Raw genomic sequence first — 24,895 nt, 5'->3', positions numbered from 1 at the left:
CCGACAAGGCCTACGCCACCATCATCACGCCCGAGATGATCGAGCCCGGCATGCACATCAACGGTGTCGGCGGTGACTGCCCCGGCAAGACCGAGCTGCATGCCGATGTGCTGCGCGCGGCGCGCGTCTTCGTCGAGTACGAGCCGCAGACGCGCATCGAAGGCGACATCCAGCAGCTGCCGGCGGGTTTTCCGGTGGTCGACCTGTGGCGCGTGTTGGCCGGCACCGAGACCGGCCGGCAGAGCGCCGAGCAGATCACCGTGTTCGACTCGGTGGGCTTTGCGCTGGAGGACTGCGCCACCTTGCGCTATGTGAATGCGCAGGCCGAACGCCTGCAGTTGGGCAGCCCTGTGCAACTGGTGCCCACCGCCGATGACCCCAAGGACCTGTTTCGCCACACCCGCACGGGTGCGGCACGGGCGGTGATGCGGCGCGTGGCCTGAAGGCGCTGGCGGAGTCCAAGGCATGTGGCAGGGAGCGCAAAGTCAAGTCAAAGTGGTTGACTTGATTGGCGCAGTTCGATGGGGCTCTGGAACTGTTCGCCGCTTTGTTCCCCGCCTTGGTTGAGGCGACCCCCTCGGCTGCGTGGCCGTCACTTCGCAGCAGTTCTCGTCGGACGATATGGCACGGTACAGGGCGGTTGCGTCGGACTGTCCGAAGGCAATCGGATCAGACATTCGGCCTGATGCCTGGGCCCTCGCCCGCCCCCCGCGCCAGAACCGCACGGAGTGGTCTGTCGGAATTGTTTACATGGCGATGTGCATCCGGCCCGTTGCACACCGGCTTGCCAACAAGCGGAAAAAAAATACTTTTGAATTCATCGGGTTACATGCGGCTTCATGGTAAAGCCGTATTTTTGGCACGGTTAATGCTTATCGGTTTGATGGGAAAAGCCCGTTTGTTGTAACCGTTGTTTGGAGGTTTAAGATGAAGTCAGTCATTCGTGTATTTCGTACTCTTCGTTCGGTCGGTCTGGTCACCGCGGCGTTGTCGCTGGTTGCTAGTGCAGCCATGGCTGCGCCTGTCGCGAGCTGGAACTACTCGACGAACTCCAAGTTCACAAGCGCGACCTTCGGGAGCGGCTCTGGGACGACGAACCAACAGGATTACGAACTGTCCTGGGGCAGTGGGTCCGGAAACTTCCAGAGCCCATCAGGGAATTCCGACAATAACCGCAGCGCGCTGACCGTTGGCAACGGCCAGACGGGTGCCCGTACAGGCGGTGGCCCCGTTACCGGCAGCGTGAACACGGCGATTGGGGTGACGCCATCTGTCGGTGCGGGCCAGGTTGGCATCGGCACCTCGTTTACCCATTGGAACAACCCGATCAGCGCGAGTTTCCGAACGCTTCAATCGGGGACCATCAATGACACGCTCACGCTGACGCCGACGGCGCCAAGTGAGTACGTCGGGCAGCCTTTGGTGAATGCCCCGACACTGAACTTCAACTTCAAGTTCCTTGAGACTTCGAATGACGGGACAAATGGGCGCTGCGAAGATGGGCTAGCGGTGCCCGCAAGTGGTTGCGAAGATCTGTTTGGCTTCGACATCACCACCTTGAATCAAGCCTTCCAATATGCTGATTCGGGCGCTGACGGCATCTTGGGCAATGGCGACGATTTCATGCGCACCTACTTCGCCAGCGTTTTCGTGCTGGATCCGAACGGAGGTGCATTCCCGATTGCCCAGCTTGTGGCTGGCGAATGCTCGGCCCTTGGTTTGAACGCTGGCTGTTTTGGATTCCGCACGACAGAGGCGGCTCAAACGACGGCGATCTTCGGCTTTGCTGTGACGACAGATCCGCTTGAAATCCCTGAGCCGGCTTCGCTGGGTCTGGTCGGCTTGGCTCTGGCTGGTGCAGCAGCTGCACGCCGCCGCAAGGCTTGAGCTCTGGCTTCGAGCACGCTGCCATTCCTATGCTCAGGTTTGGCAGCACAGTGAGCGCCCCACGGGGCGCTTTTTTACGGGTGCGATGCTCCGCGCTACTGACTCGAGCGCCTTCATCTTAGGCGGGCAGGCGGTGTGCTTGCAGTCGGCATCGGTCAGCATCTGGCGTTCCCCGGTGTCCCGGATCAGGGAGCCGGGGAACAACTCCCCCAATTTGCCCCGTTACCCCGGTTTGTTCCCCTGGCTACTCTGCGCTGTAGAGCTCGGTCCTGAGTCGTCCTGATAAAGAAAAAGCCCCTAAGCCGTTGATTTGCTTAGAGGCTTGATGCCTTGCGAGGCCTTCTGAAATCTTGCCTTGGTCCCTCCGGCGGGAATCGAACCCACATTTGCCGCTTAGGAGGCGGCCGTTCTATCCATTGAACTACGGAGAGACGCTGGCCCCGGTGAGACAGGGCGGCGCGGATTGTCGCATGAGCTTTGCGCCGGTCAGGCCCAGTTTCACTGCCACTTCCACTGCCAGATCAAGTCCACCGCGTTCTGCTCGCCGCTTTGCGCGCGCAGCGTGAAGCGCTGCGCGATGCGGTAGATCAGCTGCCAGCTGCCGGTGGTGGCGTTGAGGCTGCGTTCGTAGCCGACATACCAGCGGTTGGAGAGTTGCTTTCCAAGCCGCACCACCGTGCCGCGCGTCTCGTCAGCATCCTGCGCCACCGAGATGTCGTCCAGCCCAAGGTTCTTGATCAGCTTGCCCGAAGGGCTCTGGCCTTCGCCGGCCAGCAGGGCCAGCGCGGCGCGCTGAAGCAATGCGGTGTCGGCGCGGCCCAGGCCCTCAGGGCCGCGGCCCAGCAGCAGCCAGGACAGCTTGTCGGTTTCAGCCATTTCGGGCTCGGAGTAGAGCTTGACGCGCGGGTTCTGCGCCGAGCCGCCTAGCGTGACGCCGACGCGCACATCGGTGTTGGGCCGCACCGCCAGCACGTCCAGGCGCGGGTTGTCCAGCGGGCCGATGAAGCTGATCTCACCTTTCTCGATCTCGAGCTTCTGGCCGTAGGCCTCGTAGGTGCCGCCGGCTGTTCGCACCGTGCCGGTCAGTGTCGGTCGACCCTGCGCATGGCTCAGCAGCAGTTCGCCGCGCAGGCGCGTGTCCAGGCCACGGCCGAAGACGCGCAGCTGATCGCCCAGGTCCAGCGCCAGGCGCAGATCGATCTGGCGCGCCACCTTGCTTTTTGGCGCTGCCGCTTCGGCAAGCACGGCCTGCGGCCTGCGCACGCGGACATCGTCATCCAGGCTGGGGGCATCGGCCCGCGAAAAGTCGAACAGGCCTTCATCAGCCCTGAATCGGCCCTCCAGCTTCAGCGACTGCTCGCCTAGATCCAGCCTGGCCTGGCCGCTGGCGGTGAGCCGACGGTCGACGCGCCCGAGCAGACGGAATTTGTCGGCCTGCAGCTCCAGCCGTGCCTTGGGCGACTCGCCCAGTTCGGCGCTGCCCTGCGCGCTGAAGGTGCCCGTGCCGCCTTTGGCGCTCAGCCGCTCCAGCGTGGCGGTTTCGCCCTCCAGTTTCATGGCGAAGCTGCCTTCGCTGACATCCACGCCTAGCAGCGGATTGCGCAGCCCGATGTTTATGCCCTCGGCCTGGCCCTTGATCTCCGGTGCGCCAAGGCGCCCGGCCAGGCTGATGCCGGCTTTGAACTGACCGGCCAGGCGCCAGCCCGGCGGCAGCCAGGCGCCCCAACTGCCGAGCTTGTCGACCTGGGCACTGAGCACACCTTCCAGCGGCGAATCCGGCCCGGGCCACAGCGCGCGCGGGTCGGCGCGAGCCGTCAGTGCGCCGCCGAGCACGCCCAGATTGTTGCCCGCCACCGCCTGTGTGAAGTGCCAGGTGCCGGCGCGCGCCAGCAGCCCCAGTCGCAACTCAGTCAGACCCAGGGCCTGGACACCGGCGTCGTCGGTCACGCTCAGATCGCCATCGCTGCGCTGCAGCGCGATATCGATCTCCACCTCTGGCGCACTGCGCAGCAAGGCGCGTCCGCCCATCACCAGATCGCCCCCCCAGCCGAAGTCGGGCTGCCAACGGGCCAGCAGCGGCGCCACTGCCAGTGGGGCCAGCTCGACATCAGCCAGCACCAGCGGCGCCGCGCCAGCTGTCGGCGCAGCCTGCCATTGCAGCTGCCTCCAGCGAAGCAAGGCCCCGGCGAGCTCGGTGCGTCCTGGCGCCAGCGCCACTTGCTGCAAGTCGCCGCCCGGGCCGAGGCGGGCTGTCATCGAAAGCGACTCGGCATCCAGCCAGGCGGGCAGGCCTGGCTTGCCGGGGCGCAGCAGCACGGATGCGTTGCGGGCCTGCCAATCCATGGCGGCCTTGGCGCGTCGGGCTTGCCAGGGATTGACCGGGAAACTGCCCTCGAGGCTCACAGCCGCATTGAGCGCTGCGCCGTCCTGCCCCGCCAGCACGGTGGCCCAGGCGGGAAGCGGAAGGGAGCCCTGGCTGTCGATCTTCAGCCGGTGGCGCGCCCAGCTGCCTTGCAAGTCGAGCCGGGACTGGGCCATATGCGCGCTGCCCAGCGTCAGTTGCTGCATGCGTGCATCCAGGCGCAGCGCAGCGTCGGCTGCCGTGCCTGCGTCAAGATCGAGCGCGGCGCTGGCGAGCCTGAGAGCGCCCAGCCCTGGCAGGCCCCTGAGCTGCAGTTGCTCGATGCTGACCTGGCCTGTGGCCCGCCACTCGCCGGCCAGCGGCTTCTCTGCAGAGGCCTCACCTTTAGGCATGAGCTCCAGTTGCGCACGTGCGCTGCCGCTGAGCTGCGCCTGTGGCGCCCACAAGGCCAGCACAGGCTGCAGCGAGGCGAGCTGCCGGGCATCCAGCCCGAGCGAGGTCTGTCCGGGCGCCTTGGCCAGCAGCTTCAGCGTGTTCGTGCCCAGCTGCAGCTCAGCTTGCAAGGCCGGGCTGCCGGTGCTGGGGTCTGACGCAGCGCTGCCGCGGTAGTCCAGCGCACCGGTGAGTGCTGCACCATTGAGCATGCTCGGCTCAAGCACCAGTCGAGCCTGTCCCTGCGGCCAGCGCGGCCAGCTGCGGCCGGGCTGCTGCAGCGAGGCTTGCAACGAAAGATTCAACTCGTGGCGGCCGCGCTGCCAGGCACTGCTGGCAGTGCCGGCCCACAGCAGGCGCGGATCGAAGGCCCGCGCGCTGACGCTGCCATCCAGCTGCCAGGCGCCGGACTCACCGAGCAAGGCCTGGCCCCGGGCTTCCAGCATCGAGCCGCCAGCACTGAGTCGCGCCTGTTGCAGCTCCAGGCGGCGGTCCTTGTGGCGTGCCGTCAGAGTCAGCGTCAGTGGCTGCACACCACGGGCCGAATTCCAGACGCCGCTCAGGGCTGTTTCCAGCTGCAAGGCCGGCAGTGGCGTGCCGGTGCTGGCCTGGCCCTTCAGCGTTGCAGGGCCTGAGAGCTGGACGCTAGGCAGGCGCGCGTCCAGCGCGGCCGGTCGCAGCTCGCTGACGCGCGCTTGCAGATCCAGTGCCGAGCCCTTGGCGACGATGCGCCCGCCGGGCTCGGCCGAGCTGCCGAGTTCAAGGTCCAGCGCGTCGATGCGCAGCTTGGCCAGATCCTCTGCCTGGTCCGGCCGGCCCTGCACATCCAGCGTCAGCTGGCGCAGCGCCAAGCGGCCCTGGTCCCAGCGTCCGGCCAGACCGTTGCTGAGCCTGGCCTTGACGAAGGCGGGCTTATCCCGGCTGCTGGCCTGCAGCTGAACATGGCCGCTCAGCGCCGTGTCAGGCAGGCTGCTGTGCAGGCCGGCAAGGTCGAGCTTGTCTGCGCGCAGTTCGGCGCTGTGTAGCGGCCAGGCGGCCAGCGGCCTGAGCTCGGCGCTGGCGCTCAGGCGCTGGCCGGCTCCGCTGACTTCCGCCTTTGCCTGCGGCGCAGCCAGCGGACCCTGCAGGTTCAGATCGGCCTGCCAGTGCGCACCGCCGCCGCCACGCCGCGCCTGCACGTCGGCCTGCAGCATGAAGTCTCGCTGGCTTGCGATCCGGGCCTGTCCGGTGAACTGCCACTGGTCCCAGTTCAGGCCCTGCAGTTGCAGGCGATGCTGCAGGCCTTGCTCGGTGCCGAGCTGCACGCTGGCCTGCAGATTCCGCAATGGCTGCGTGCTGCCCAGGCCAGGAAACTGCAGCTCCATGATCTGCAGACTGTCGACGCGCAGCCCGAAGGGGAGCTCCAGGCTGGCTGGCAAGGCGCTATCGCTCGGCGCGCTGTCGGGCCAGTTCAGCGCGACACGTTCGGCCTGCATCGAGGTGGCGTCGATCTGGGCCCACAGAAGCGGCGAGCTGGTCCAGCTCAGCTTCAGTCCGTGCCAGCGCAGGCTGCTGATTTCAAGCGTCAGGCCGTCGCGACCTTGCCAGTGCAGGCGCCGCGCGGAGAAGTCGCCCAGCAGTGCCCCTTGCGGTTCTTCAACGCGCAGATCCGGCACCTGGCCCAGCAGCCAACGGCTGCCGCCCTCGGTGCTGAGGCTCCACCAGAGCGCCAAGGCGCCGGCAGCCGCAATGCCTGGCAGCAGCAGACTGGCCGTCAGCAGACCGTGGCTGCGCAGCCGTCGGCGCGCCTGGGGCGCCGACGCTGGCGCCGGGTCTGGCTGCGGCTTGCCGGGCGGAAGGTCCGGGGCGAGTTGGCTCACGAGGCGCACTCCGCATTGATGGCTGCAGCCGCAGTGCCCTGCTTCATAGCGCAATCCCGACGCTGAAGTGCAGGCGCCAGCGGCCCAACTCATGGCCGCGCGCCAGATCCAGGCGCAGGCTGCCCACCGGGCTGCGCACGCGCAGGCCGGCACCGTAACCCAGCACCGGCTTGAGCGCGCCGAAGTTCTCCGCCGCATCGCCCGCGTCGACGAAGACTGCGCCCCACAGGCCGGGGTAGCTCTTCGAGATCGGATGCGCGAGTTCGGCGCTGCCGGTCAGCAGGGCGCGGCCGCCGACCTCCCGGCCTCCGACAGTGGGGCCGAGGCTGCGATAGGCATAGCCGCGCACCGAGTTGTCGCCACCGGCGCGGAACAGCAGGCGGTCCGGCATCGCGATGCCGCCCTTCACCAGTACCTGCGCCGCATCCAGATGCAGCTCGCTGTGCCAGCCCTTGGGCAGCGGGCGGTACCAGCCCAGCTTGATCTGTGCGCGGCCGAAGGCGCCGTTGATGCCGCCGGAGTTGTCGGCCCGGCCCAGGCCCAGTTGCAGCCAGGCGGTGTGGCCATCGGTGGGCAGCAGCTTGTCGTCGACGCGCCGTCGCGTCCATTGGCTGTTGATCGACAGCGCGCCGGTATCGGTGCTCAGCGCGCCATTGCGCTCGCGCGAGCGGATCAGCTCCAGATAGATCAGGCGTTCGTCCTGGGCATGTTCGCGCAGCCGTCCCAGGCGCCCGATCAGGCTGGTGTTGATGGTGCTGGATGAGCGGTCTTCCTCGAACGCCAGCGAGCCGAGGTTGCGCTGCATATCGGTCTGCGGATGCGAGGTCAGCTCCAGCTCGGCCGATCGCAGATCGCGGCCGAAATCGATCTTGCTGCGGCTACGCATGTCCAGGCCGAAGGGCTTGCGATGCAGATGCTCCAGCGTGACGCGCTGGCCGGTGTTGGCGTTGAACCCCAGGCCGGTGGTGGCCTGCTGGCGCGGCGCCTCGCGCAGGCGCACCAGCACAGGCGCGCTGGCGCTGCCGGACTCGGCGCTGTCGAGCTCGACGCTGACGCGGTCGAACAGCAGCGTGGCCTGCAGCCGTTCCTGGAAATCCAGCAGCAGCTTCTCGCTGTAGGGCGTGCCGGGGCGGAAATCCGCCAGGCGCAGCACGGTGCTCGGTGGCTGATGCTGAAGGCCTTCGATGCGGATCTCGCCAAGCCGGAACAGCGGCCCCGAGTCGAGGCTGAGACGCAGCACGGCACGGCGTGATTCGGTGTCGAGCTCAGCATCGCTGAGGGCCAGGCGTGCCAGTGGATAGCCGGAGGCGCGGCTGCGGGTCAACAGGGCGGTCTTGGCAGACGACCAGTCCGATTGGCGGAAAGGCCGGCCCTCGGGCAGGCCCCAGCTGCGCTGCAACTCGGCGCGCAGACGCTCGGCCCGCTGCCGCTCGGCGGCATCAGCGGGCGGGGCGTCGCCCTCGGGGGGCTGCAGCGCGCCGCTGAAATCGATCTGCACCGCATTGATGATGACGCGCGGCCCGGGGTCGACCGACACGATGAGGCGCTCGACCGGGCCGCTTTCGCGGCGCAGTTCGATCAGTGGCTCGAAGTAGCCCTCGGTCTCCAGCAGGCTGCGCGCCTGGGCCGGCGCGGCGGTGGCCAGGCGGGCCAGCTCGGAGGCGCTCAAGGCCTGGCCCTCGTCGAGCAGGCGAAAGCGCGCCAGATCCAGATGCTGCAGCAGCAAGGCCCGCAACTCGCCCGGCGCCCGGACTTCCAACTCATAGGCCAGTTTTTGAGGTGCGTCGCTGGCGGCCGCACTGCGCGGCACCGGCGAGGCGCCGCCGAGCAGGGCCGACAGACTTGCGCATCCCGACAGCAGGACGCAACTGGCACCCAGCAGCAGGGCGCCGAGGGCGCGTGGAGTCATTTGCTGAGCAGTCGCATCGCGCCTTCCAGCCCTTGCAGCGAGAGCGGGAACATACGCTGGTGCATCAGCTGCTGGATCAGCGAAATGCTCTGGCGGTACTGCCAGACGCCTTGCGGCTCGGGGTTGATCCAGGCGTACTTGGGAAAAGCGTTGGTGAGCCGTTGCAGCCATTCGGCGCCGGGCTCCTCGTTGTTGTATTCGACGCTGCCGCCGGGCTGCAGGATCTCGTAGGGGCTCATCGTCGCGTCGCCGACGAAGATCAGCTTGTAGTCCTTGTTGTACTTGCGAATGATGTCCCAGGTCGGGAACTTCTCAGCAAAGCGGCGGCGGTTGTTCTTCCAGACAAAGTCGTAGACGCAGTTGTGGAAGTAATAGAACTCCAGGTGCTTGAACTCGCTCTTGACGGCGGAGAACAGCTCCTCTACGCGGTGGATGTGCTCGTCCATCGTGCCGCCCACGTCCATCAGCAGCAGCACCTTGACCTTGTTGTGGCGCTCGGGCTGCATGCGGATGTCCAGCATGCCGGCATTGGCGGCGGTCTTGTGGATGGTGTTGTCCAGGTCCAGTTCAAGCTCGGAGCCTTCGCGGGCGAAGCGGCGCAGGCGGCGCAGCGCCACCTTGATGTTGCGGGTGCCGAGCTCAAGGTTGTCGTCGTAGTCCTTGTAGGCGCGCTGCTCCCAGACCTTGACGGCACTCTTGTTCTTGCCGGCGCCGCCTATGCGCACGCCCTGCGGGTTGTAACCGCCGTGCCCGAAGGGGCTGGTGCCGCCGGTGCCGATCCACTTGTTGCCGCCTTCGTGGCGTTCCTTCTGCTCTTCCAGGCGCTTTTGCAGCGTCTGCATCAACTCGTCCCAGCCCATCTTCTCGATAGCGGCCTTCTGCTCGGGCGTGAGCTCCAGCTCCAGGTGCTTGCGCAGCCATTCGAGCGGCAGTTCCTTGTGCAGGTCGGTGGTCAGCATCTCCACGCCCTTGAAGTAGGCGCCGAAGGCCCGGTCGAACTTGTCGAAGTTGGCCTCGTCCTTGACCAGGCTGGTGCGGGCCAGGAAGTAGAACTTGTCGACCGTCGGACCGCCTTCGTCGTCAATCACGCCGCTCTTCAGCGCTTCCAGCAGGGTCAGGAATTCCTTGACCGAGACCGGCAGCTTGGCGGCGCGCAGCGTGTAGAAGAAGGGGATCAGCATGGGGCGTGGGGCCGTGGATCAGGGCTGAGACGATTATGCCGCCGGGGCGGTTTCAGCCGCGGCGCGGCGTTGGGCGTTTGCGGGCTGCCGGGGCGGCCTTGTCATGCGCCTTCAGCCAGCCGAAGAACTCGCCGTACCAGAGCTTGCTGTTGCGCGGCTTCAGGATCCAGTGGTTCTCGTCTGGGAACCACAGCAGCTTGGCCGGCACGCCGCGCGCCTTCAGCGTGTTGTAGTAGGCCAGGCCTTGGGCATCGGGCACGCGGTAGTCGAGCTGGCCGTGGATCACCAGGGTCGGCGTCTTCATGCTCTTGGCGAAGGCGTGCGGACTCTGCGAGGCGACCTTGGCCGGATCGTCCCAGTACCAGGCGCCCAGTTCCTTGGCATGCCAGGTGTATGCGTCGTCGGCGAACATGGCCTGCCAGTCATAGCAGCCGGCATGGCAAACATAGGCTTGGTAGCGGCCTGGCTTCACATGGCCATTCATCCACGCGACCATGTAGCCGCCGTAGCTGCCGCCGGTGGCGAAGACGCGGTTCTTGTCGGCCCAGGGCTTCTTCAGCAGTAGGTCGGTGGCGGCTTCCACATCCTGCAGCTCCAGCTCGCCCCAGCGGTGCGTGATCGAGTCCAGGAAGGCATGGCCGAAGCTCGATGAGCCGTGGTAGTTGACGCAGGCCACCACATAGCCCTGCGCGGCCATCACCTGGTGGTTCCAACGGAAATGCCAGCTGTCGCCGAAGGCGGTGTGCGGGCCGCCGTGGATCACATGCAGCAGCGGGTATTTCTTCTTGGCGTCGAAGCCGGGCGGGTAGACCAGCCACATCTGCACCTCGTCGCCCTGGGCGCCCTTGTAGAGCACTTCCTCGTGGCGCGAGAACTGGTGGTCGGCCAGCAGGCTGTCGTTGAAGCTCTCGATGCGGCGCGCCACGCAGTCGCTGCCTTCGCCTTCGCTGTCGAGCACCGACAGATGCGGCGGATGCTGCACGCTGTCGTGCTGCACCACCAGCGTGCCGGCCGCCAGCGCGAAGGCAGTGGCATTGCCGCCCTCGAAGAGCTTGAAGGCGGCGCAGGTCTTCACGTCGAAGCGCCACAGATGGCGGCGGCCTGTCTCTTCGGCGCCGAACAGCACGCCCAGATCGTCCTCGTCCCAGCGCAGCGGCGCGGTCACTTCATGGTCCCAGTCTTCCGACAGCACGGCCCAGTGGCCGTGGGTGTCCAGTACCGCCAGCTGATCGGGCATGGTGTGCTTCTTGCCCTGGTTCGAGGCCAAAAAGGCCAGGTGCTGGCCGGCGTGGCTGTAGCGCGGCGCGGTGAAGTGCCAGTCCTTGTCCTGCAGCAAGGTGCGGATGGCACCGCCGCGCAGCTCGATCTCGGCCAGCGCGTAGCGGTTGTCCAGGCGCTTCTCGGCCTGCGGGTCGTAGCTGAAGACGATGCGACGGCCGTCCGGTGCGATGTCGAAGCAGTTCGCGTCGGGGTCAGCGCGGGTCAGCTCGAAGTCGGTGCCCTCGAACAGGTCGCGGGTCTTCCCGGTGGCGATGTCGACGACGTGCAGATGCGCGACGCGGCCCATCGGCACATGGTGGTCCCAGTAGCGGTAGACGGCTTCATCGGTGAGGTAGCCGCTTTCCTTGCGCTCCTTGAACTCCTTCAAGGCTTTGGCTTGTGCCGCCGCGCCCTTGAGCTTGGGCCAGACCCAGGAGATGAAGGCGATGCGCTTGCCATCCGGGAACCACTTGAAGGCTTCGACGCCGGTGGCGATTCCGCCTGTCGGGCCGACGCGGCGCGCCTCGCCGCCGTCCGGCGCGATCACATACAGCTGCGCTTCCTCGTCCTTGCTGCCTTCCTGCTCGCGCCGTGCGACGAAGGCGATCAGCTCGCCGGAGGGGCTCCACTGGGGGGCGCCGTCCTTGTCACCAGCGCTGGTCAGTGCGCGCGGTGCACCGCCCAGCGTGGACAGCAGCCACAGGCTCGAGCTGCTCTTGTTCTTCTCCATCGAGTAGCGCGTCACCGCGGCCACGGCTTGCGCGCCATCGGGCGACAGACTGGGGGCGCCGATACGTTCGATCTGCCAGAGGGTGTCGACGTCGAAGTGCTTGCTCTTGTTCTTCTGGGTGGCCATGGGTGCTCCGGTAAGAGACAGACAATGTGGGGGGGGTTGCGCCTGGCCCGGCTGATCGCGCGCGGGCTCAGGCCGCCGGCGCCTTCAGCGCGGGCGTTCGAGCTGCCAGCGTAGATGGGTGCGGATGGTCGGCCATTCGGCCGCGGTGATGCTGTAGACGGCGGTGTCGCGCAGCGTGCCGTCCGCGCTGCGCTGGTGGGCGCGCAGGATGCCGTCGAGCTGTGCGCCCAGGCGTTCGATGGCGCGGCGGCTCTGAGTGTTCAGCCGGTGGGTGCGGAACTCCACCGCGATGCAGTCCAGCGTCTCGAAGGCATGCGTCAGCAGCATCAGCTTGCACTCGGTATTGAGGCCGCTGCGCTGCACCCGCCGTGCATACCAGGTGGAGCCGATTTCGACGCGACGGTGCTTGGCGTCGATGTTCATATAGGTCGTCATGCCAGCGATCCGGCCCTCGGCGTCGAACACCGTGAAGGGCAGCATGCTGCCGGCAGCGTGCAGTGCAAGGCGGCGTTCGATCTCGGCCGCCATGCCCTCGGCCGTGGGCACGGCGGTGTACCAGAGGCGATACAGATCGCCATCCGCGCAAGCCTGCTGCAGGCCCGCCAGATGAGCTGGCGACAGCGGCTCCAGCCGGGCATGGCGCCCGACCAGACCGACCGGCGCGCAGAGCTCGCTCACCGCTGCTCGCCCTTCAGGATCAGGCGCCGCATCAGCCAGCGGCCCAGGCCTGAGCCGGCCAGGATCAGCGCCAAGCCGGCCAGTTGGGTCAGGCCCCAGTTGGTATTGCCGATGAAGTCGATGCCGAACTGCAGGCCCAGGCCCCAGCCGGCCAGCGCGCCCAGCACGAAGCCCAGGGCGTCCGCCACGCCTTCGCGCAGGGCATTCTTGGTGTCATTGTTCATTGCTTGCGGCGCTCAGCGGTTGCGGCTCTGCATGAAGACCAGCTTCTCGAACAGGGTCAGGTCTTGCTCGTTCTTCAGCAGTGCGCCGACAAGCGGCGGGATCGAGACCTTGTCGTCCTGGCTTTGCAGCGCCTCGACCGGAATGTCCTCGGCCACCAGCAGCTTCAGCCAATCCAGCAACTCGCTGGTGGAAGGCTTCTTCTTCAAGCCGGGCAGGTTGCGCACGTCGAAGAAGGTCTTCATCGCGGCCGACAGCAACTCTTTCTTGATGTCGGGGAAGTGCACGTCGACGATGTTCTGCATCGTGGCTGCATCCGGGAACTTGATGTAGTGGAAGAAGCAGCGGCGCAGAAATGCGTCCGGCAGCTCCTTCTCGTTGTTGGAGGTGATGAAGACCAGCGGGCGGTAGCGCGCCTTCACCATCTGCCGGGTCTCGTAGACGTAGAACTCCATGCGGTCGAGTTCGCGCAGCAGGTCGTTGGGGAACTCGATGTCGGCCTTGTCGATCTCATCAATAAGCAGCGCGACCGGCCGATCCGCCTCGAAGGCCTGCCACAGCACGCCCTTGACGATGTAGTTGGCGATGTCGCGCACCTTGTCGCTGCCCTCGATGCTGGCCAGCTGGCTGTCTCGCAGTCGGCTGACTGCGTCATATTCATACAGGCCCTGCTGGGCCTTGGTGGTGCTCTTCACATGCCATTGCAGCAGCGGCATGTCCAAGGCGCGGGCGACCTCTTCGGCCAGCATGGTCTTGCCCGTGCCGGGCTCGCCCTTGACCAGCAGCGGACGCTGCAGGGCGATGGCGGCGTTGACCGCCAGCATCAGATCGGCGGTGGCGACATACTGGTCCGAACCTTGGAATTTCATGGTGTAGATCAACGACAGATGTTTGACGGGTCAGTATAAGAGCCCCCTTATAATCCCGGCCGGTGTCAGATCAGGAACGTTCGGGATCATGAAAAAACTGCTGAAGATTTCGCTGGCCGTGGCCGCAACCGTGGGTGCTGTGGCGCAAGCCCAGGCACAAGACGTGGCCGCCGGCCAGAAGAAGGTGGCGATGTGCATCGGCTGCCATGGCATTCCCGGCTACCAGTCGAGCTTCCCCGAAGTGCACCGGGTGCCGATGATCTCCGGCCAGAACGCGAAGTTCATCGCTGCCTCGCTGACCGCCTATGCCAAGGGCGAGCGCAAGCACCCGACCATGCGCGGCATCGCCCAGACGCTGACCGAGCAGGACATCGCTGACATCTCGGCCTACTACGAACAGCATGGCAAGACCGCCCCTGCCCCTGAGCAGGTGCCGGCGCCTTCCGCTGAAGTCAAGGTCCTGCTGGACAAGGGTGCTTGCATCTCCTGCCACGGCGCCAACTTCAGCAAGCCGATCGACGGCAGCTACCCGAAAATCGCCGGCCAGCACGCCGACTACCTGTATGTGGCGCTGAAGTCCTACCAGGTCGAAGGCAATCCGCTGGTGGGTCGCTCGAATGCGATCATGGCCGGCCAGGTCAAGCAGTACAAGCTCTCCGAACTGAAGGCAATCTCCAAGTACCTGGCCTCGCTGCCGGGTGAGTTGACGTCGACGCCGCAGCCTCGTCTGCGCTGAGCCACGCCCGCCGGGGCGCGCTCCCGGCACAGTTTGCTCCGACCCTGCCGCAGTGAACACGTAAAGCCGCCCGCGAAGGCGGCTTTTCTGCGTCTGCATGGCCGGGGGGGCTGTGTCCTAATTCGGTGATACTGAGAAAGTCGTCCGTTTTGTTTTCCAAGCGTCCTCCTCTCATGCTTAAGAAGATTCCTGTTCGGCAGATCAAACTCGGCATGTTTCTTCACGGCATGGAAGGGCCATGGCTGTCACATCCGTTCTGGAAGACCAAGTTCGTGCTGCGGGATCAGGCGGATCTCGATGCCTTGCTGCGCAGCGGCGTGCCTGCCGTGTGGATCGACTCCAGCAAGGGGTCTGACGTCGAAGGCGAAGCGATGGAGACCTTGGAGCCGCCGCCGCCCGAGGCAGCGCCCGAACCCGCGCCAGCGCCGGCGACAGTTGCAGCAGTCGCGGCTGTGGTCTCGCCGGCCAGTCCTGCGCCAGCGCAGCCCGAGGCACGTGTGGCTGCAGGCGAGGAGATGCAGCGCGCGGCCCAGCTGGTCAACCGCTCCCGCGAGGCTGTCGTCAAGCTGTTCGGTGAAGCGCGGCTGGGCAAAGCCATCGATGCTGAAGCGTGCCTGCCTCTGGTCGAGGACGTGGCGTCCTCGGTGGCGCGCAACCCTTCCGCGCTGATCAGCCTGGCCCGGCTCAAGACCAAGGACGACTACACCTATATGCACTCGGTGGCTGTGTGCGCCTTGATGGTGTCGCTGGGTCGGCAGATGGGCCTGAGCGAAACCCAGGCACGCGAGGCGGGCCTGGCTGGGCTGCTCCATGACGTCGGCAAGATGGCGATGCCGATGGAGGTGCTGAACAAGCCCGGCGCGCTGACGGATGATGAATTCGCCGTGATGCGCTCCCACCCGATGCGTGGTTTCGAGATGCTCAAGGAGGGCGCTGCCGTGCCTGAGTCGGCGCTGGATGTGTGCCTGCATCACCACGAGAAGATGGACGGCAGCGGCTATCCGAACAAGCTCAAGGGCGACCAGATCAGTCTGCTGTCGCGCATGGGTGCGGTCTGCGATGTCTACGATGCCATCACCTCGAACCGGCCCTACAAGACAGCCTGGGATGCGGCGGGCTCGATCCAGCGCATGTCGCAGTGGGCCGGCCACTTTGACCCGGCAATCTTCAAGGCCTTCGTCATCAGCGTGGGCATCTATCCGGTCGGCACCCTGGTGAAGCTGCACTCCGGCCGGCTGGCGGTGGTGATCGACCAGAACCCTGGCGCCTTGGTGTCGCCCACGGTGCGCGTGTTCTTTTCCACCAAGTCCAAGATGCCGATCCCGGTGCAGGTGCTGAACTTGGCGGATCCAGCGACGAATGACAAGATCGTCGGCCGCGAGATACCTCAGGACTGGGGCTTCAGCCACATCGACGACCTGTGGTCCAAGCCCGATGTGCGCGCCTGAAGCACTCGCTCGGTACAAGCCCCATCAGGTGAATCCCAGGTAAGAGAAGCACCGCTGCTTGCCTACACTCCCGGGCATTGTCACCCTTCGGGAGTTTCAGGATGAAGAGCATTTTCGTGATCGGCGCCATCGCTACCGCTTGCGCGCTGAGTGTCCAGGCGCAAACCCTGCGTTGGGCCAGCCAGGGCGATCCGCAGACCATGGATCCGCACTCTCAGAACGAGAGCATGACCAATATGATCAATGGTCAGGTCTATGAGCGTCTGACGCGGCGTGATGCCAAGTTGAACATCGTGCCGGGTCTGGCCACCGAATGGACCCAAGTCTCGCCCCTGGTCTGGCGCTTCAAGTTGCGCCCGGGCGTCAAGTTCCACGACGGCAGCCCCTTCAACGCTGATGACGTCGTGTACTCGATCAACCGCGGCAAGGAGCTGACTTCCCAGATCAATGCCTATGCCAATGCCTTGGGCACGCCCAAGCGCATCGACGATCTGACGGTCGAGTTCCAGCTCAGCTCGGTCAATCCCATCTTCCTGCAGCATCTGGACTCGATGTGGATGATGAGCAAGAGCTGGAGCGAGAAGCACAAGGTCACCAAGCCGCTGGATTTCAAGAACAAGGAAGAGTCCTACGCCAGCCGCAATGCCAATGGCACCGGCCCTTTCATGCTGATGACGCGTGAGCCGGGCGTGAAGTCGGTCTACAAGCGCAATCCGAACTGGTGGGGCAAGTTCGACGGCAACGTGCAGGAAATCGTGTTCACGCCGATCGGCAATGACGCGACACGCCTCGCCGCTCTGGTCTCGGGCGAGATCGATTTCGTGCTTGATCCTGCACCGCGTGATGTACCCCGTCTGCGCAACACCGCCGGCGTGAAGATCATCGACGGTCCTGAGAACCGCATCGTCTTCATCGGCATGGATCAGGCCCGCGACACCATGCTGTACGGCAAGGCGCCTGGCGACAAGAACCCGTTCAAGGATCAGCGTGTGCGCCGCGCGCTGTATCAGGCAGTCGACATCGAGGCGATGAAGACCAAGCTGATGAACGGGCAGAGCATGCCCACCGGCGGCCTGACGCCGTCGCCGCTGGGTGCCTATGGTGATGCAGCGCTCGAGTCTCGCTACCCCTTCGACCTGGCGGCGGCCCGCAAGCTGATGGCTGATGCCGGCTATGCGGACGGCTTTGAAGTCACGCTGGACTGCCCCAACAACCGTTACATCAACGACGAGGAAATCTGCCTCGCGCTGGCGTCGATGTGGGCGCAGCTGAAGGTCAAGGTCAAGGTCAACGCCATGCCGCGCGTGACCTACTTCCCCAAGCTGGAGAAGCTCGATACCAGCATGTACATGCTGGGTTGGGGCGGCGCGGTCACCGATGCGGAAACCACGCTGACCCCGGTGCTGCGCAACCGCGGCGAGAAAGGCATTGGCGCCTACAACTACGGCAATGCCAAGAACGACAAGCTCGACCAGCTGGCAGCGCAGAGCAGCGTCGAGGCCGACCCCAAGAAGCGCGAGCAACTGGTGAAGGCCGCGCTGACCGAGGCCAAGGAGCAGGTCCAGGTGATTCCGCTGCACCGCCAGATGATTCCTTGGGCTGCGCGAAGCAACATCAACGTCGTGCACCGTGCGGACAACTGGTTCGAGGTCAGCTGGGTGACTGTCGGCAGCAAGTGAGAGCCAACGCGCTGCAGGCAGCGCGTCGACTTCTGGAAAGGGCGGCTGTGCCGCCTTTTTCCGTTCTGCCCGGCGCAAACGGTAGCCTTGTTTGGGGGGCTAATGCGCCATTGATGCGGGGTTTGCCCGGGGCTGGGCGCGCCATACTGGCCGCGCCATCCTCTGCCCTGGTTTCATCACCATGCGAACCGCCGATTTCCCCCGTCTGCTTCTTGTCGTGAGCACTGTGCTGTCCCTGGTCGCCTGTGGTGGCGGAGGTGGGGGCGGTGATGCGGGATCGGGTACTACGCCGACGACGCCCGGCCTTGCCAGCGAGCCGGTGCTCAGCGGAGTTGTTGCCATCGGCGCACCCCTCGGCGGCGCCAGCATCACGGTGATCGACAGCAAGGGCAATGCGTTGGGCGGCACCACCGCCCATCCGGTGGATGGCAGCTACAGCCTCAGGCTCAGCAGCAAGGCCATCAGCACGCCGGTGCTGGTGCAGGCCAGGGGTCTGGATGCCACCGGCGCGCCGGTGCTGCTGCATTCGGTGGTGGCCACGCCGGCCGTCACGATGAATGCCAACATCACGCCGCTCAGTGATGCGGTCCTGCATCTGGCGCTGGGTACAGAAGTGGCACCTGTGTTTGCCAAGGCCGCTGATCAGCAGTCGGTGCTGGCGAATCTGAGCCTACTCACGGCGGCCTCCGACTTCCTGAAGACCCTGATCAAGACGCCGTTGTCCGACGTCAAGATCAGCGACAGCAAGACCCTGGACCTGCTGAATGCCAGCGGGTTCGCGGCCAACAAGAACCCGGCCGATCTGCTGCTGGATCTGCTGCGTGTCAACGTGGTGCGCAGCAATCTGGATGTGTTGCAGCTCCAGCTCAGCAACAAGCTGCAGCCCGCCGGCACCGCTGAGGTGGTGGTCGACCTGGCGCTGGCCAGGACCGAACTGGCCAAGACGACGGGCAGCACACCTACAGTCGCCATCACCTCGACTCTGAAGGCCACCACCGCTGCGGCGGCGACGGCGGCGAATCTGGGCGTGATCGATGATGTCGGCGTGGCGCTGAATCAACTGATTGCGCAGGGCGGTGAAGCGGCGGCCATCGCGGAGAACGCCTTGCTGGCTGCCTATGACAAGCACAACGGCGGCGGCGGCGGCGTGCTGTCAGCCAAGCTGGCCACCTTCGCCGCCAAGAACTGGCAGCTCAGCCGCTTCCAATTGCTCGGCTGTGCCGATGATGCGCTGGTCTCGGGCAACTGTGCGCGCGTGCTGGTGGGCGCCTTCGTCACCGACAGCAGCGGCAAGCGGGTGGACTATTTCAGCGATGCGTTGACTTACGACACCAGGACCAAGAAATGGCAGCTCAAGGGCAATGGCCGCGAGCTGGACTTCCAGCTCAGGCCGTTGGCCTGGTGGGCACTCGACGGCGCGGGTGCGCCCGAGACGGTCGCCGGCAGCCCCAACCCTGCGCTGGGCGTGCAAGTGCTGCTGCAGGCGCAAGACCCCACCAGCTCGACCGGTTTGATCGAGAAAGCCACGGTCCAGACCCCCAGCGGCTTCAGCCTGCCCTTTGCCTATTGCGAGCAGTACTGGATCTGCGTCAGCGAGGTCGCCGGCGCCAGCACCGTCACCGCCACCGGGGGGATCCGCGATACCTTGCTGGCATCGGCCAGCGTGGGCTGGCTCGGTGGCGCGGATACCGTGCGCGCAGCCCGCTACATCGCCAGCTACAGCCTGGGAGGTGCCAACAAGACGCGCACCGCTTTCCTGCCCAGCCACCTTCAATCCACCGCGCCGGCCAGCTCGCGCTATCCGGTCTTCAACGGTGTTTCGAGCAGCGCGCCGTTGACCCTGGCGGCCTTGCGGGCGGGCCTGGATCCGGTCTGGTCCACCTGGGCCACGGCCAATCCTGATCTGCGCCTGATCAGCGTCCGCGCGGTGATCCGCTATTCGGATGGCCGGGTGCAGCAGCGCGAGTTCACAGTTTCGCCATCGGAGACCACGCGCTTTGCCAGCCCCTTGCCTGGCGTGGCGGCGCTGGCGATCGGCGGCACGCCGGTGCATGAGCTGTGGCTGACGGCGCAGGACGGCCTGGGCCGGCGCCTGCTGACGCGCTACACGCTGAGGTCCTGACCCGGGTTTTCCACTAGTGCAGCCCGGCTTGTCGCTGTTGGGACAGCGATCGCGGGCGCGCTTTTCCTAGAATCGAACGAGCGTTCTATTTTTCCGGCAGGCCTGCCTTCTGGGGCTAAGCTGCCGGCTCGTTTTGCAGGTTTCTAGGAAGGGCTGAGCATGAGTGCGAACTATCAAGTCCGCGGCGCCATCGCCGTGATCACGCTGGACAACCCGCCGGTCAACGGCCTGGGGTATGCGACCCGCAAGGCTGCGGCCGCAGGCATTGAGCGTGCCGAGGTCGATCCGGCCGTCAAGGCGGTGATCATCACCGGCGCCGGCAAAGCCTTCTCGGGCGGCGCCGACATCCGTGAATTCGGCAGCCCCAAGGCGCTGGCCGAACCCAATCTGCTGAGCCTGATCGCGGTGGTCGAGAACTGCTCCAAGCCGGTGGTGGCTGCCGTGCACACCGTCTGCATGGGCGGCGGCCTGGAACTGGCCCTGGGCTGCCACTACCGTGTGGCCGCACCGGGCGCCAAGATCGCGCTGCCCGAGGTCAAGCTGGGCCTGCTGCCGGGTGCCGGCGGCACGCAACGCCTGCCGCGCGCCCTGGGCGTTGAGCCAGCGCTGAACATGATCGTCAGCGGCGAGCCGGTCAACAGCGAGCTGCTAGCCCAGGTGCCGGGGCAGCAACTGTTCCAGAAGATCGTCGAGGGCGATTTGCTGGAAGGTGCGATCGCCTATGCCAATGAAGTGGCTGACAAGCGCCCGCTGCCCAAGGTGCGCGAGCTCAAAGCCCGCCATGCCAGCCCTGAGGCTTTCTTCCAGTTCGCCCGCAATATGGTGGGCGGCATGAGCAAGAACTTCCCGGCGCCGCTGCGCTGCCTGGAAGCCGTGGCCGCTTCGGTGAACATGAAGTTCGACGAGGGCATGAAGGCCGAACGCGAGGGCTTCGCGGCGCTGATGATGACGCCGGAATCCAAGGCGCTGCGCCATGCCTTCTTCGCCGAGCGCGCTGCCAGCAAGATCGGCGACGTGCCGGACAGCACGCCGCAGCGTGAGATCAAAAAGGTGGGCGTGATCGGCGCCGGCACGATGGGCGGCGGCATCTCGATGAACTTCCTGAACGCCGGCATCCCGGTGACGATTCTGGAGACCAAGCAGGAAGCGCTGGATCGTGGCGTGGCCACCATCAAGAAGAACTACGAGGCCCAGGTCAAGAAGGGCAAGCTCAAGGAAGACAAGTACCAGCAGCGCATGGCCCTGCTGAGCACCACGCTGGACTACGCAGCGCTGGGTGATGCCGATCTCATCATCGAGGCCGTGTTCGAGGAGATCGGTGTCAAGGAAGCGGTGTTCAAGCAGCTGGATGCGGTCGCCAAGCCCGGTGCCATCCTGGCTTCCAACACCTCGACGCTGGACGTGGACAAGATCGCGTCCTTCACCCAGCGTCCGCAGGACGTGGTGGGTATGCATTTCTTCAGCCCGGCCAACGTGATGAAGCTGTTGGAAGTGGTGCGCGGCAAGGAAACCGCCAAGGATGTACTGGCCACCGTGATGGCGATTGGCAAGAAGATCAAGAAGACCGCCGTGGTCTCGGGCGTCTGCGACGGCTTCATCGGCAACCGCATGATCGAGCAGTACAGCCGCCAGGCCGGCTTCCTGCTGGATGAAGGCTGCAGCCCGCAGCAGGTGGACCGCGCGGTCGAGAAGTTCGGCTTCGCGATGGGCCCCTTCCGCATGGGCGATCTGGCCGGCAACGACATCGGCTGGGCGATCCGCAAGCGCCGCTATGTCGAGAAGCCGGGCATGAAGTACTCGGCCAGCGCCGACCGCCTGTGCGAGCTGGGCCGCTACGGCCAGAAGACCGGCGCCGGCTGGTACGACTATGTGCCGGGCAAGCGCGATGCGATCCCCTCGCCGGTGGTTGAGGAGATGCTGGCCAAACACCGTGCCGCCATCGGCATCCAAACCCGCCAGATCAGCGACGAGGAGATCGTGCAGCGCCTGGTCTTCGCGCTGGTGAACGAGGCCGCGCATCTGCTGGAAGAGGGCATCGCCCAGCGCGCCTCCGACGTGGACATGGTCTACCTGACCGGCTACGGCTTCCCGCTGTGGCGCGGCGGCCCGATGTGCTACGCCGACACCGTGGGTCTGTTCAATGTGGTGCAGGCGATGAAGCGCTTCGCCAAGAACCCCAACGACGACGCCAGCTTCTGGCAGCCGGCGCCGCTGCTGGCGCGCCTGGTGGCCGAAGGCAAGAGCTTCAACGACTGACAACAGACACCCTGCGCCGCGCCACGGGTCGCATGATCCGGCGCGGCTCCTGAACGAACAAGTTAGGAGAGAGCCATGAGCAAGGCTGTGATTGTTTCTACCGCACGCACCCCGCTGGCCAAGAGCTGGAAGGGCGCCTTCAACATGACCCATGGCGCCACGCTGGGCGGCCACGCCGTCAAGGCGGCGGTCGAGCGCGCCGGCATCGAAGCCGGCGCCATCGAGGACGTGCTGATGGGCTGCGCCACGCCAGAAGGCGCCACCGGCGGCAATATCGCGCGCCAGATTGCGCTGCGCGCCGGCCTGCCGATCACGGTGGCCGGCGTCACCATCAACCGCTTTTGCTCCTCGGGCCTGCAGACCATCGCGATGGCCGCGCAGCGCGTGATTGCCGGCGAGGGCGACGTCTATGTGGCTGGTGGCGTGGAGAGCATCTCCTGCGTGCAGAACGAGGCCAACCGCCATATGTACGCCGACACCTGGCTGGTCAAGAACAAGCCCGAGATCTACTGGAGCATGCTGCAGACTGCCGAGCAGGTGGCCAAGCGCTATGGCATCGGCCGCGAACGCATGGATGAGTACGGCGCCGCCAGCCAGCAGAAGGCCTGCGCGGCCCAGGCTGCCGGCAAGTTCGCCGACGAGATGGTCAGCGTCACCACCACCATGGGCGTGGTCGACAAGGTGCTGGGCATGAGCACCAAGGAAGTGACCATCAGCACCGATGAAGGCCTGCGTGACGGCACCACCTACGACGGCATCAAAGACCTGCGCTCGGCCCTGCCGGGCGGCCTGATCTCGGCCGGCAATGCCAGCCAGTTCAGCGATGGTGCTGGCGCCTGCGTGGTGGTCAGCGAAGACTATGCACAGAGCCACAACCTCAAGCCCCTGGGCCGCTTCCTTGGTTTCGCGGTGGCGGGTTGCGAGCCTGACGAGATGGGCATCGGCCCGGTGTTCGCCGTGCCCAAGGTGCTGAAGAAGCTGGGCCTGAAGGTCTCGGACATTGACCTGTGGGAGCTCAACGAAGCCTTCGCCGTGCAGGTGCTGTATTGCGCCGACACGCTGGGCATTCCGATGGAGCGCCTGAACGTCAACGGCGGCGCCATCGCGGTGGGTCACCCCTACGGCGTGTCGGGCCAGCGTTTGACCGGCCATGCGCTGATCGAAGGCAAGCGCCGCGGTGCCAAGCGTGTCTGCGTGACGATGTGCATCGGTGGCGGCATGGGCGCAGCCGGGGTGTTTGAAGTTCTGTAAGCCTGACTCAAAAGGCTTGCGGGCGCGGCACATCGCGCTGTCCTTTTTGATAGAGGAGGGCGCGATGCGCCAGACCCTGGATTTCCTGCTCAATGACTGGCTCAAGGTCGCAGACCTCACCCAGCGCGAGCGCTTTGCCGAGCATTCGGCCGAGACCTTCGGCGCGGTGCTGGACACCTGCGAGAAGATCGCCCGCGAGAAGTTCGCGCCCTTCAACCGCCTGGCCGACACGCAGGAGCCGCACTTTGATGGCGAACGCGTGCACCTGCCGCAGGCCACGCATGAGGCGATGGCCGCCTATGTCGAGTCCGGCATGCTGGCCGCAGCGCAGGATTACGAGATCGGCGGCATGCAGCTGCCCTGCGTGATCGAGATGGCGGCCAACGCCTTCTTCAGCAAGGCCAGCGTCGCGATGGGCGGCTACGCCATGCTCACCAGCGGCAATGCCAGCCTGCTGATGGCCCACGGCTCGCCGCTGCAGCGCGAGGTCTTCGCCAAGAACGAGTTCGCTGGCCGCTGGTTTGGCACCATGTGCCTGTCCGAGCCGCAGGCCGGCTCTTCGCTGTCGGACGTGGCCACCCGCGCCGAGCCGGATGGCGAAGGCTTCGAGCAGGAATCGCTGGGGCCGCGTTATCGCCTCAAGGGCAACAAGATGTGGATCTCGGGCGGCGAGCACGAGATCAGCGAGAACATCATCCATCTGGTGCTGGCCAAGATTCCTGGCCCCGATGGCAAGACCGTCTCTGGCACCCGTGGCATCTCGCTCTTCATCGTACCCAAGCGCATGGTCAACGAGCGCGGCGAGCTGACCGGCGAGCGCAACGATGTGGCACTGGCCGGCCTGAACCACAAGCTGGGCTATCGCGGCACGACCAACACGCTGCTGAACTTCGGCGAAGGCAAGTTCAAGCCAGGTGGCAGCGCAGGTGCGGTGGGCTATCTGGTCGGCAAGCCCGGCGAAGGCCTGAAGTGCATGTTCCACATGATGAACGAGGCCCGCATCGGCGTGGGCCTGGGCGCCGTGATGCTGGGCTATGCCGGCTATGAGGCCAGTTTGGACTACGCGCGCCAGCGTCCGCAGGGGCGGCCGATGACGGCAGCCGGAAAAGATGCGGCGTCGCCGCAGCGGCCCATCATCGAACACGCCGATGTGAAGCGCATGCTGCTGGCGCAGAAGAGCTATGTCGAAGGCGGGCTTGCACTGGAACTGTTGTGTGCCCGCCTGGTGGACGAGCAGCACAGCGGCGCGCCCGAGGCGGCGGCCGAGGCCAAGGCGCTGCTGGAGGTGCTGATTCCGATCGCCAAAAGCTGGCCCAGCGAGTGGTGCCTGGAGGCCAATTCGCTGGCCATCCAGGTGCTGGGCGGCTACGGCTACACGCGCGACTTCCCGGTGGAGCAGTACTGGCGCGACAACCGCTTGAACATGATCCACGAGGGCACGCATGGCATTCAGGGCCTGGACCTGCTGGGCCGCAAGGTGGTGATGGACGGCGGCAAGGCCCTGGCCGTGCTTGCCGCGCGCATCAACAAGACCATCGAGCACGCCATGGCTCGGCCCGAGCTGGCTGAGTCGGCCAATCAGCTGGCCGCGGCGCTGGCCAAGGTGGGCCGCGCCACCAAGATGGCCTGGGCCACTGGCCAGCCCGAAGAAGCGCTGGCCAATGCCACCGCCTATCTGCAGGCCTTCGGCCACACAGTGCTGGCCTGGCTGTGGCTGGACGTGGGCCTGAGCGTCCACGGCGATAGCGATTTCGCCCAGGGAAAGCGGGCCGCGCAACGCTATTTCTACGCCTACGAGCTGCCCAGAATCGAGGCCTGGCTGGGCGTGGTGGAGCGCCGCGAAGCGCTGTGCCGCGAGATGCGCAGCGAGTACTTCTGAGCGCAGCGG

15 protein-coding genes, 1 tRNA gene and 1 pseudogene are annotated in these 24,895 nt (G+C 65.8%); 9 read left to right on the top strand and 8 right to left on the bottom strand.

From position 1 onward, the window contains the following. Positions 1 to 443 (top strand): annotated as a pseudogene (locus ACIQ67_RS06795) (ornithine cyclodeaminase); the annotation flags it as partial. 484 nt (positions 444 to 927) lie between these two features. Beyond that, positions 928 to 1,887 (top strand): THxN family PEP-CTERM protein, encoded by a 960-nt coding sequence (locus ACIQ67_RS06790; protein WP_397533604.1) that lies wholly within the window; start codon positions 928 to 930, stop codon positions 1,885 to 1,887. 356 nt (positions 1,888 to 2,243) lie between these two features. Here ACIQ67_RS06790 and ACIQ67_RS06785 read toward each other — a convergent pair. The 8 genes from ACIQ67_RS06785 to ACIQ67_RS06750 all read right to left on the bottom strand — a co-directional run bounded on the left by ACIQ67_RS06785 (position 2,244) and on the right by ACIQ67_RS06750 (position 13,515). Continuing rightward, a tRNA-Arg gene (locus ACIQ67_RS06785) sits at positions 2,244 to 2,318 on the bottom strand. A gap of 67 nt (positions 2,319 to 2,385) precedes the next feature. Continuing rightward, a complete protein-coding gene (locus ACIQ67_RS06780) occupies positions 2,386 to 6,540 on the bottom strand; it encodes a translocation/assembly module TamB domain-containing protein (RefSeq protein ID WP_397533603.1) in 4,155 nt (1,384 codons plus the stop codon). A 43-nt stretch (positions 6,541 to 6,583) separates the two neighbouring features. After that, on the bottom strand, positions 6,584 to 8,449 hold the full coding sequence (locus ACIQ67_RS06775) for an autotransporter assembly complex family protein (protein ID WP_397533602.1): 1,866 nt from the start codon (positions 8,447 to 8,449) through the stop codon (positions 6,584 to 6,586). Then, on the bottom strand, positions 8,446 to 9,630 hold the full coding sequence (locus tag ACIQ67_RS06770) for a VWA domain-containing protein (protein ID WP_397533601.1): 1,185 nt from the start codon (positions 9,628 to 9,630) through the stop codon (positions 8,446 to 8,448). Before ACIQ67_RS06770 ends, ACIQ67_RS06775 begins: the two co-directional genes overlap by 4 nt. Positions 9,631 to 9,682: 52 nt before the next feature. Next, positions 9,683 to 11,746, bottom strand: coding sequence for a S9 family peptidase (locus ACIQ67_RS06765; RefSeq protein WP_397533600.1), 2,064 nt, complete (start codon positions 11,744 to 11,746; stop codon positions 9,683 to 9,685). A gap of 84 nt (positions 11,747 to 11,830) precedes the next feature. Next, a complete protein-coding gene (locus tag ACIQ67_RS06760) occupies positions 11,831 to 12,424 on the bottom strand; it encodes a GNAT family N-acetyltransferase (RefSeq protein ID WP_397533599.1) in 594 nt (197 codons plus the stop codon). Then, on the bottom strand, positions 12,421 to 12,648 hold the full coding sequence (locus ACIQ67_RS06755; RefSeq protein WP_397533598.1) for a hypothetical protein: 228 nt from the start codon (positions 12,646 to 12,648) through the stop codon (positions 12,421 to 12,423). Before ACIQ67_RS06755 ends, ACIQ67_RS06760 begins: the two co-directional genes overlap by 4 nt. 12 nt (positions 12,649 to 12,660) lie before the next feature. After that, complete coding sequence (locus tag ACIQ67_RS06750) at positions 12,661 to 13,515, bottom strand: AAA family ATPase (RefSeq protein WP_397533597.1); 855 nt, start codon at positions 13,513 to 13,515, stop codon at positions 12,661 to 12,663. 88 nt (positions 13,516 to 13,603) lie between these two features. On the opposite strand from ACIQ67_RS06750, the gene ACIQ67_RS06745 reads away from it, so the two are divergent. The 7 genes from ACIQ67_RS06745 (at position 13,604) to ACIQ67_RS06715 (ending at position 24,886) form a co-directional block, all read left to right on the top strand. Continuing rightward, the gene (locus ACIQ67_RS06745) at positions 13,604 to 14,251 is read left to right on the top strand and encodes a c-type cytochrome (protein WP_397533596.1); all 648 of its coding nucleotides are present in this window, start codon (positions 13,604 to 13,606) and stop codon (positions 14,249 to 14,251) included. A 173-nt stretch (positions 14,252 to 14,424) separates the two neighbouring features. Next, positions 14,425 to 15,699 carry an HD-GYP domain-containing protein gene (locus tag ACIQ67_RS06740; RefSeq protein ID WP_397533595.1) on the top strand — a complete coding sequence of 425 codons (1,275 nt, stop codon included), beginning with the start codon at positions 14,425 to 14,427 and terminating at the stop codon, positions 15,697 to 15,699. A gap of 101 nt (positions 15,700 to 15,800) precedes the next feature. Continuing rightward, the gene (locus ACIQ67_RS06735; protein WP_397533594.1) at positions 15,801 to 17,378 is read left to right on the top strand and encodes an ABC transporter substrate-binding protein; all 1,578 of its coding nucleotides are present in this window, start codon (positions 15,801 to 15,803) and stop codon (positions 17,376 to 17,378) included. A 181-nt stretch (positions 17,379 to 17,559) separates the two neighbouring features. Next, on the top strand, positions 17,560 to 19,500 hold the full coding sequence (locus ACIQ67_RS06730) for a hypothetical protein (RefSeq protein ID WP_397533593.1): 1,941 nt from the start codon (positions 17,560 to 17,562) through the stop codon (positions 19,498 to 19,500). Positions 19,501 to 19,659: 159 nt separating this feature from the next. Then, positions 19,660 to 21,756: a 3-hydroxyacyl-CoA dehydrogenase NAD-binding domain-containing protein gene (locus ACIQ67_RS06725; RefSeq protein ID WP_397533592.1), complete on the top strand. Its 2,097-nt coding sequence runs from the start codon at positions 19,660 to 19,662 to the stop codon at positions 21,754 to 21,756. 75 nt (positions 21,757 to 21,831) lie between these two features. Beyond that, positions 21,832 to 23,007: an acetyl-CoA C-acyltransferase gene (locus ACIQ67_RS06720; protein ID WP_397533591.1), complete on the top strand. Its 1,176-nt coding sequence runs from the start codon at positions 21,832 to 21,834 to the stop codon at positions 23,005 to 23,007. A 64-nt stretch (positions 23,008 to 23,071) separates the two neighbouring features. Then, positions 23,072 to 24,886 (top strand): acyl-CoA dehydrogenase, encoded by a 1,815-nt coding sequence (locus tag ACIQ67_RS06715; RefSeq protein ID WP_397533590.1) that lies wholly within the window; start codon positions 23,072 to 23,074, stop codon positions 24,884 to 24,886. Positions 24,887 to 24,895 lie beyond the last annotated feature (9 nt).

The organism is Roseateles sp. (genome assembly GCF_044373315.1).
Classification (GTDB): domain Bacteria; phylum Pseudomonadota; class Gammaproteobacteria; order Burkholderiales; family Burkholderiaceae_C; genus JACDQM01.
The sequence above is the reverse complement of the archived record's forward strand: the minus strand, read 5'-3'. Positions and strand labels throughout refer to the sequence as shown.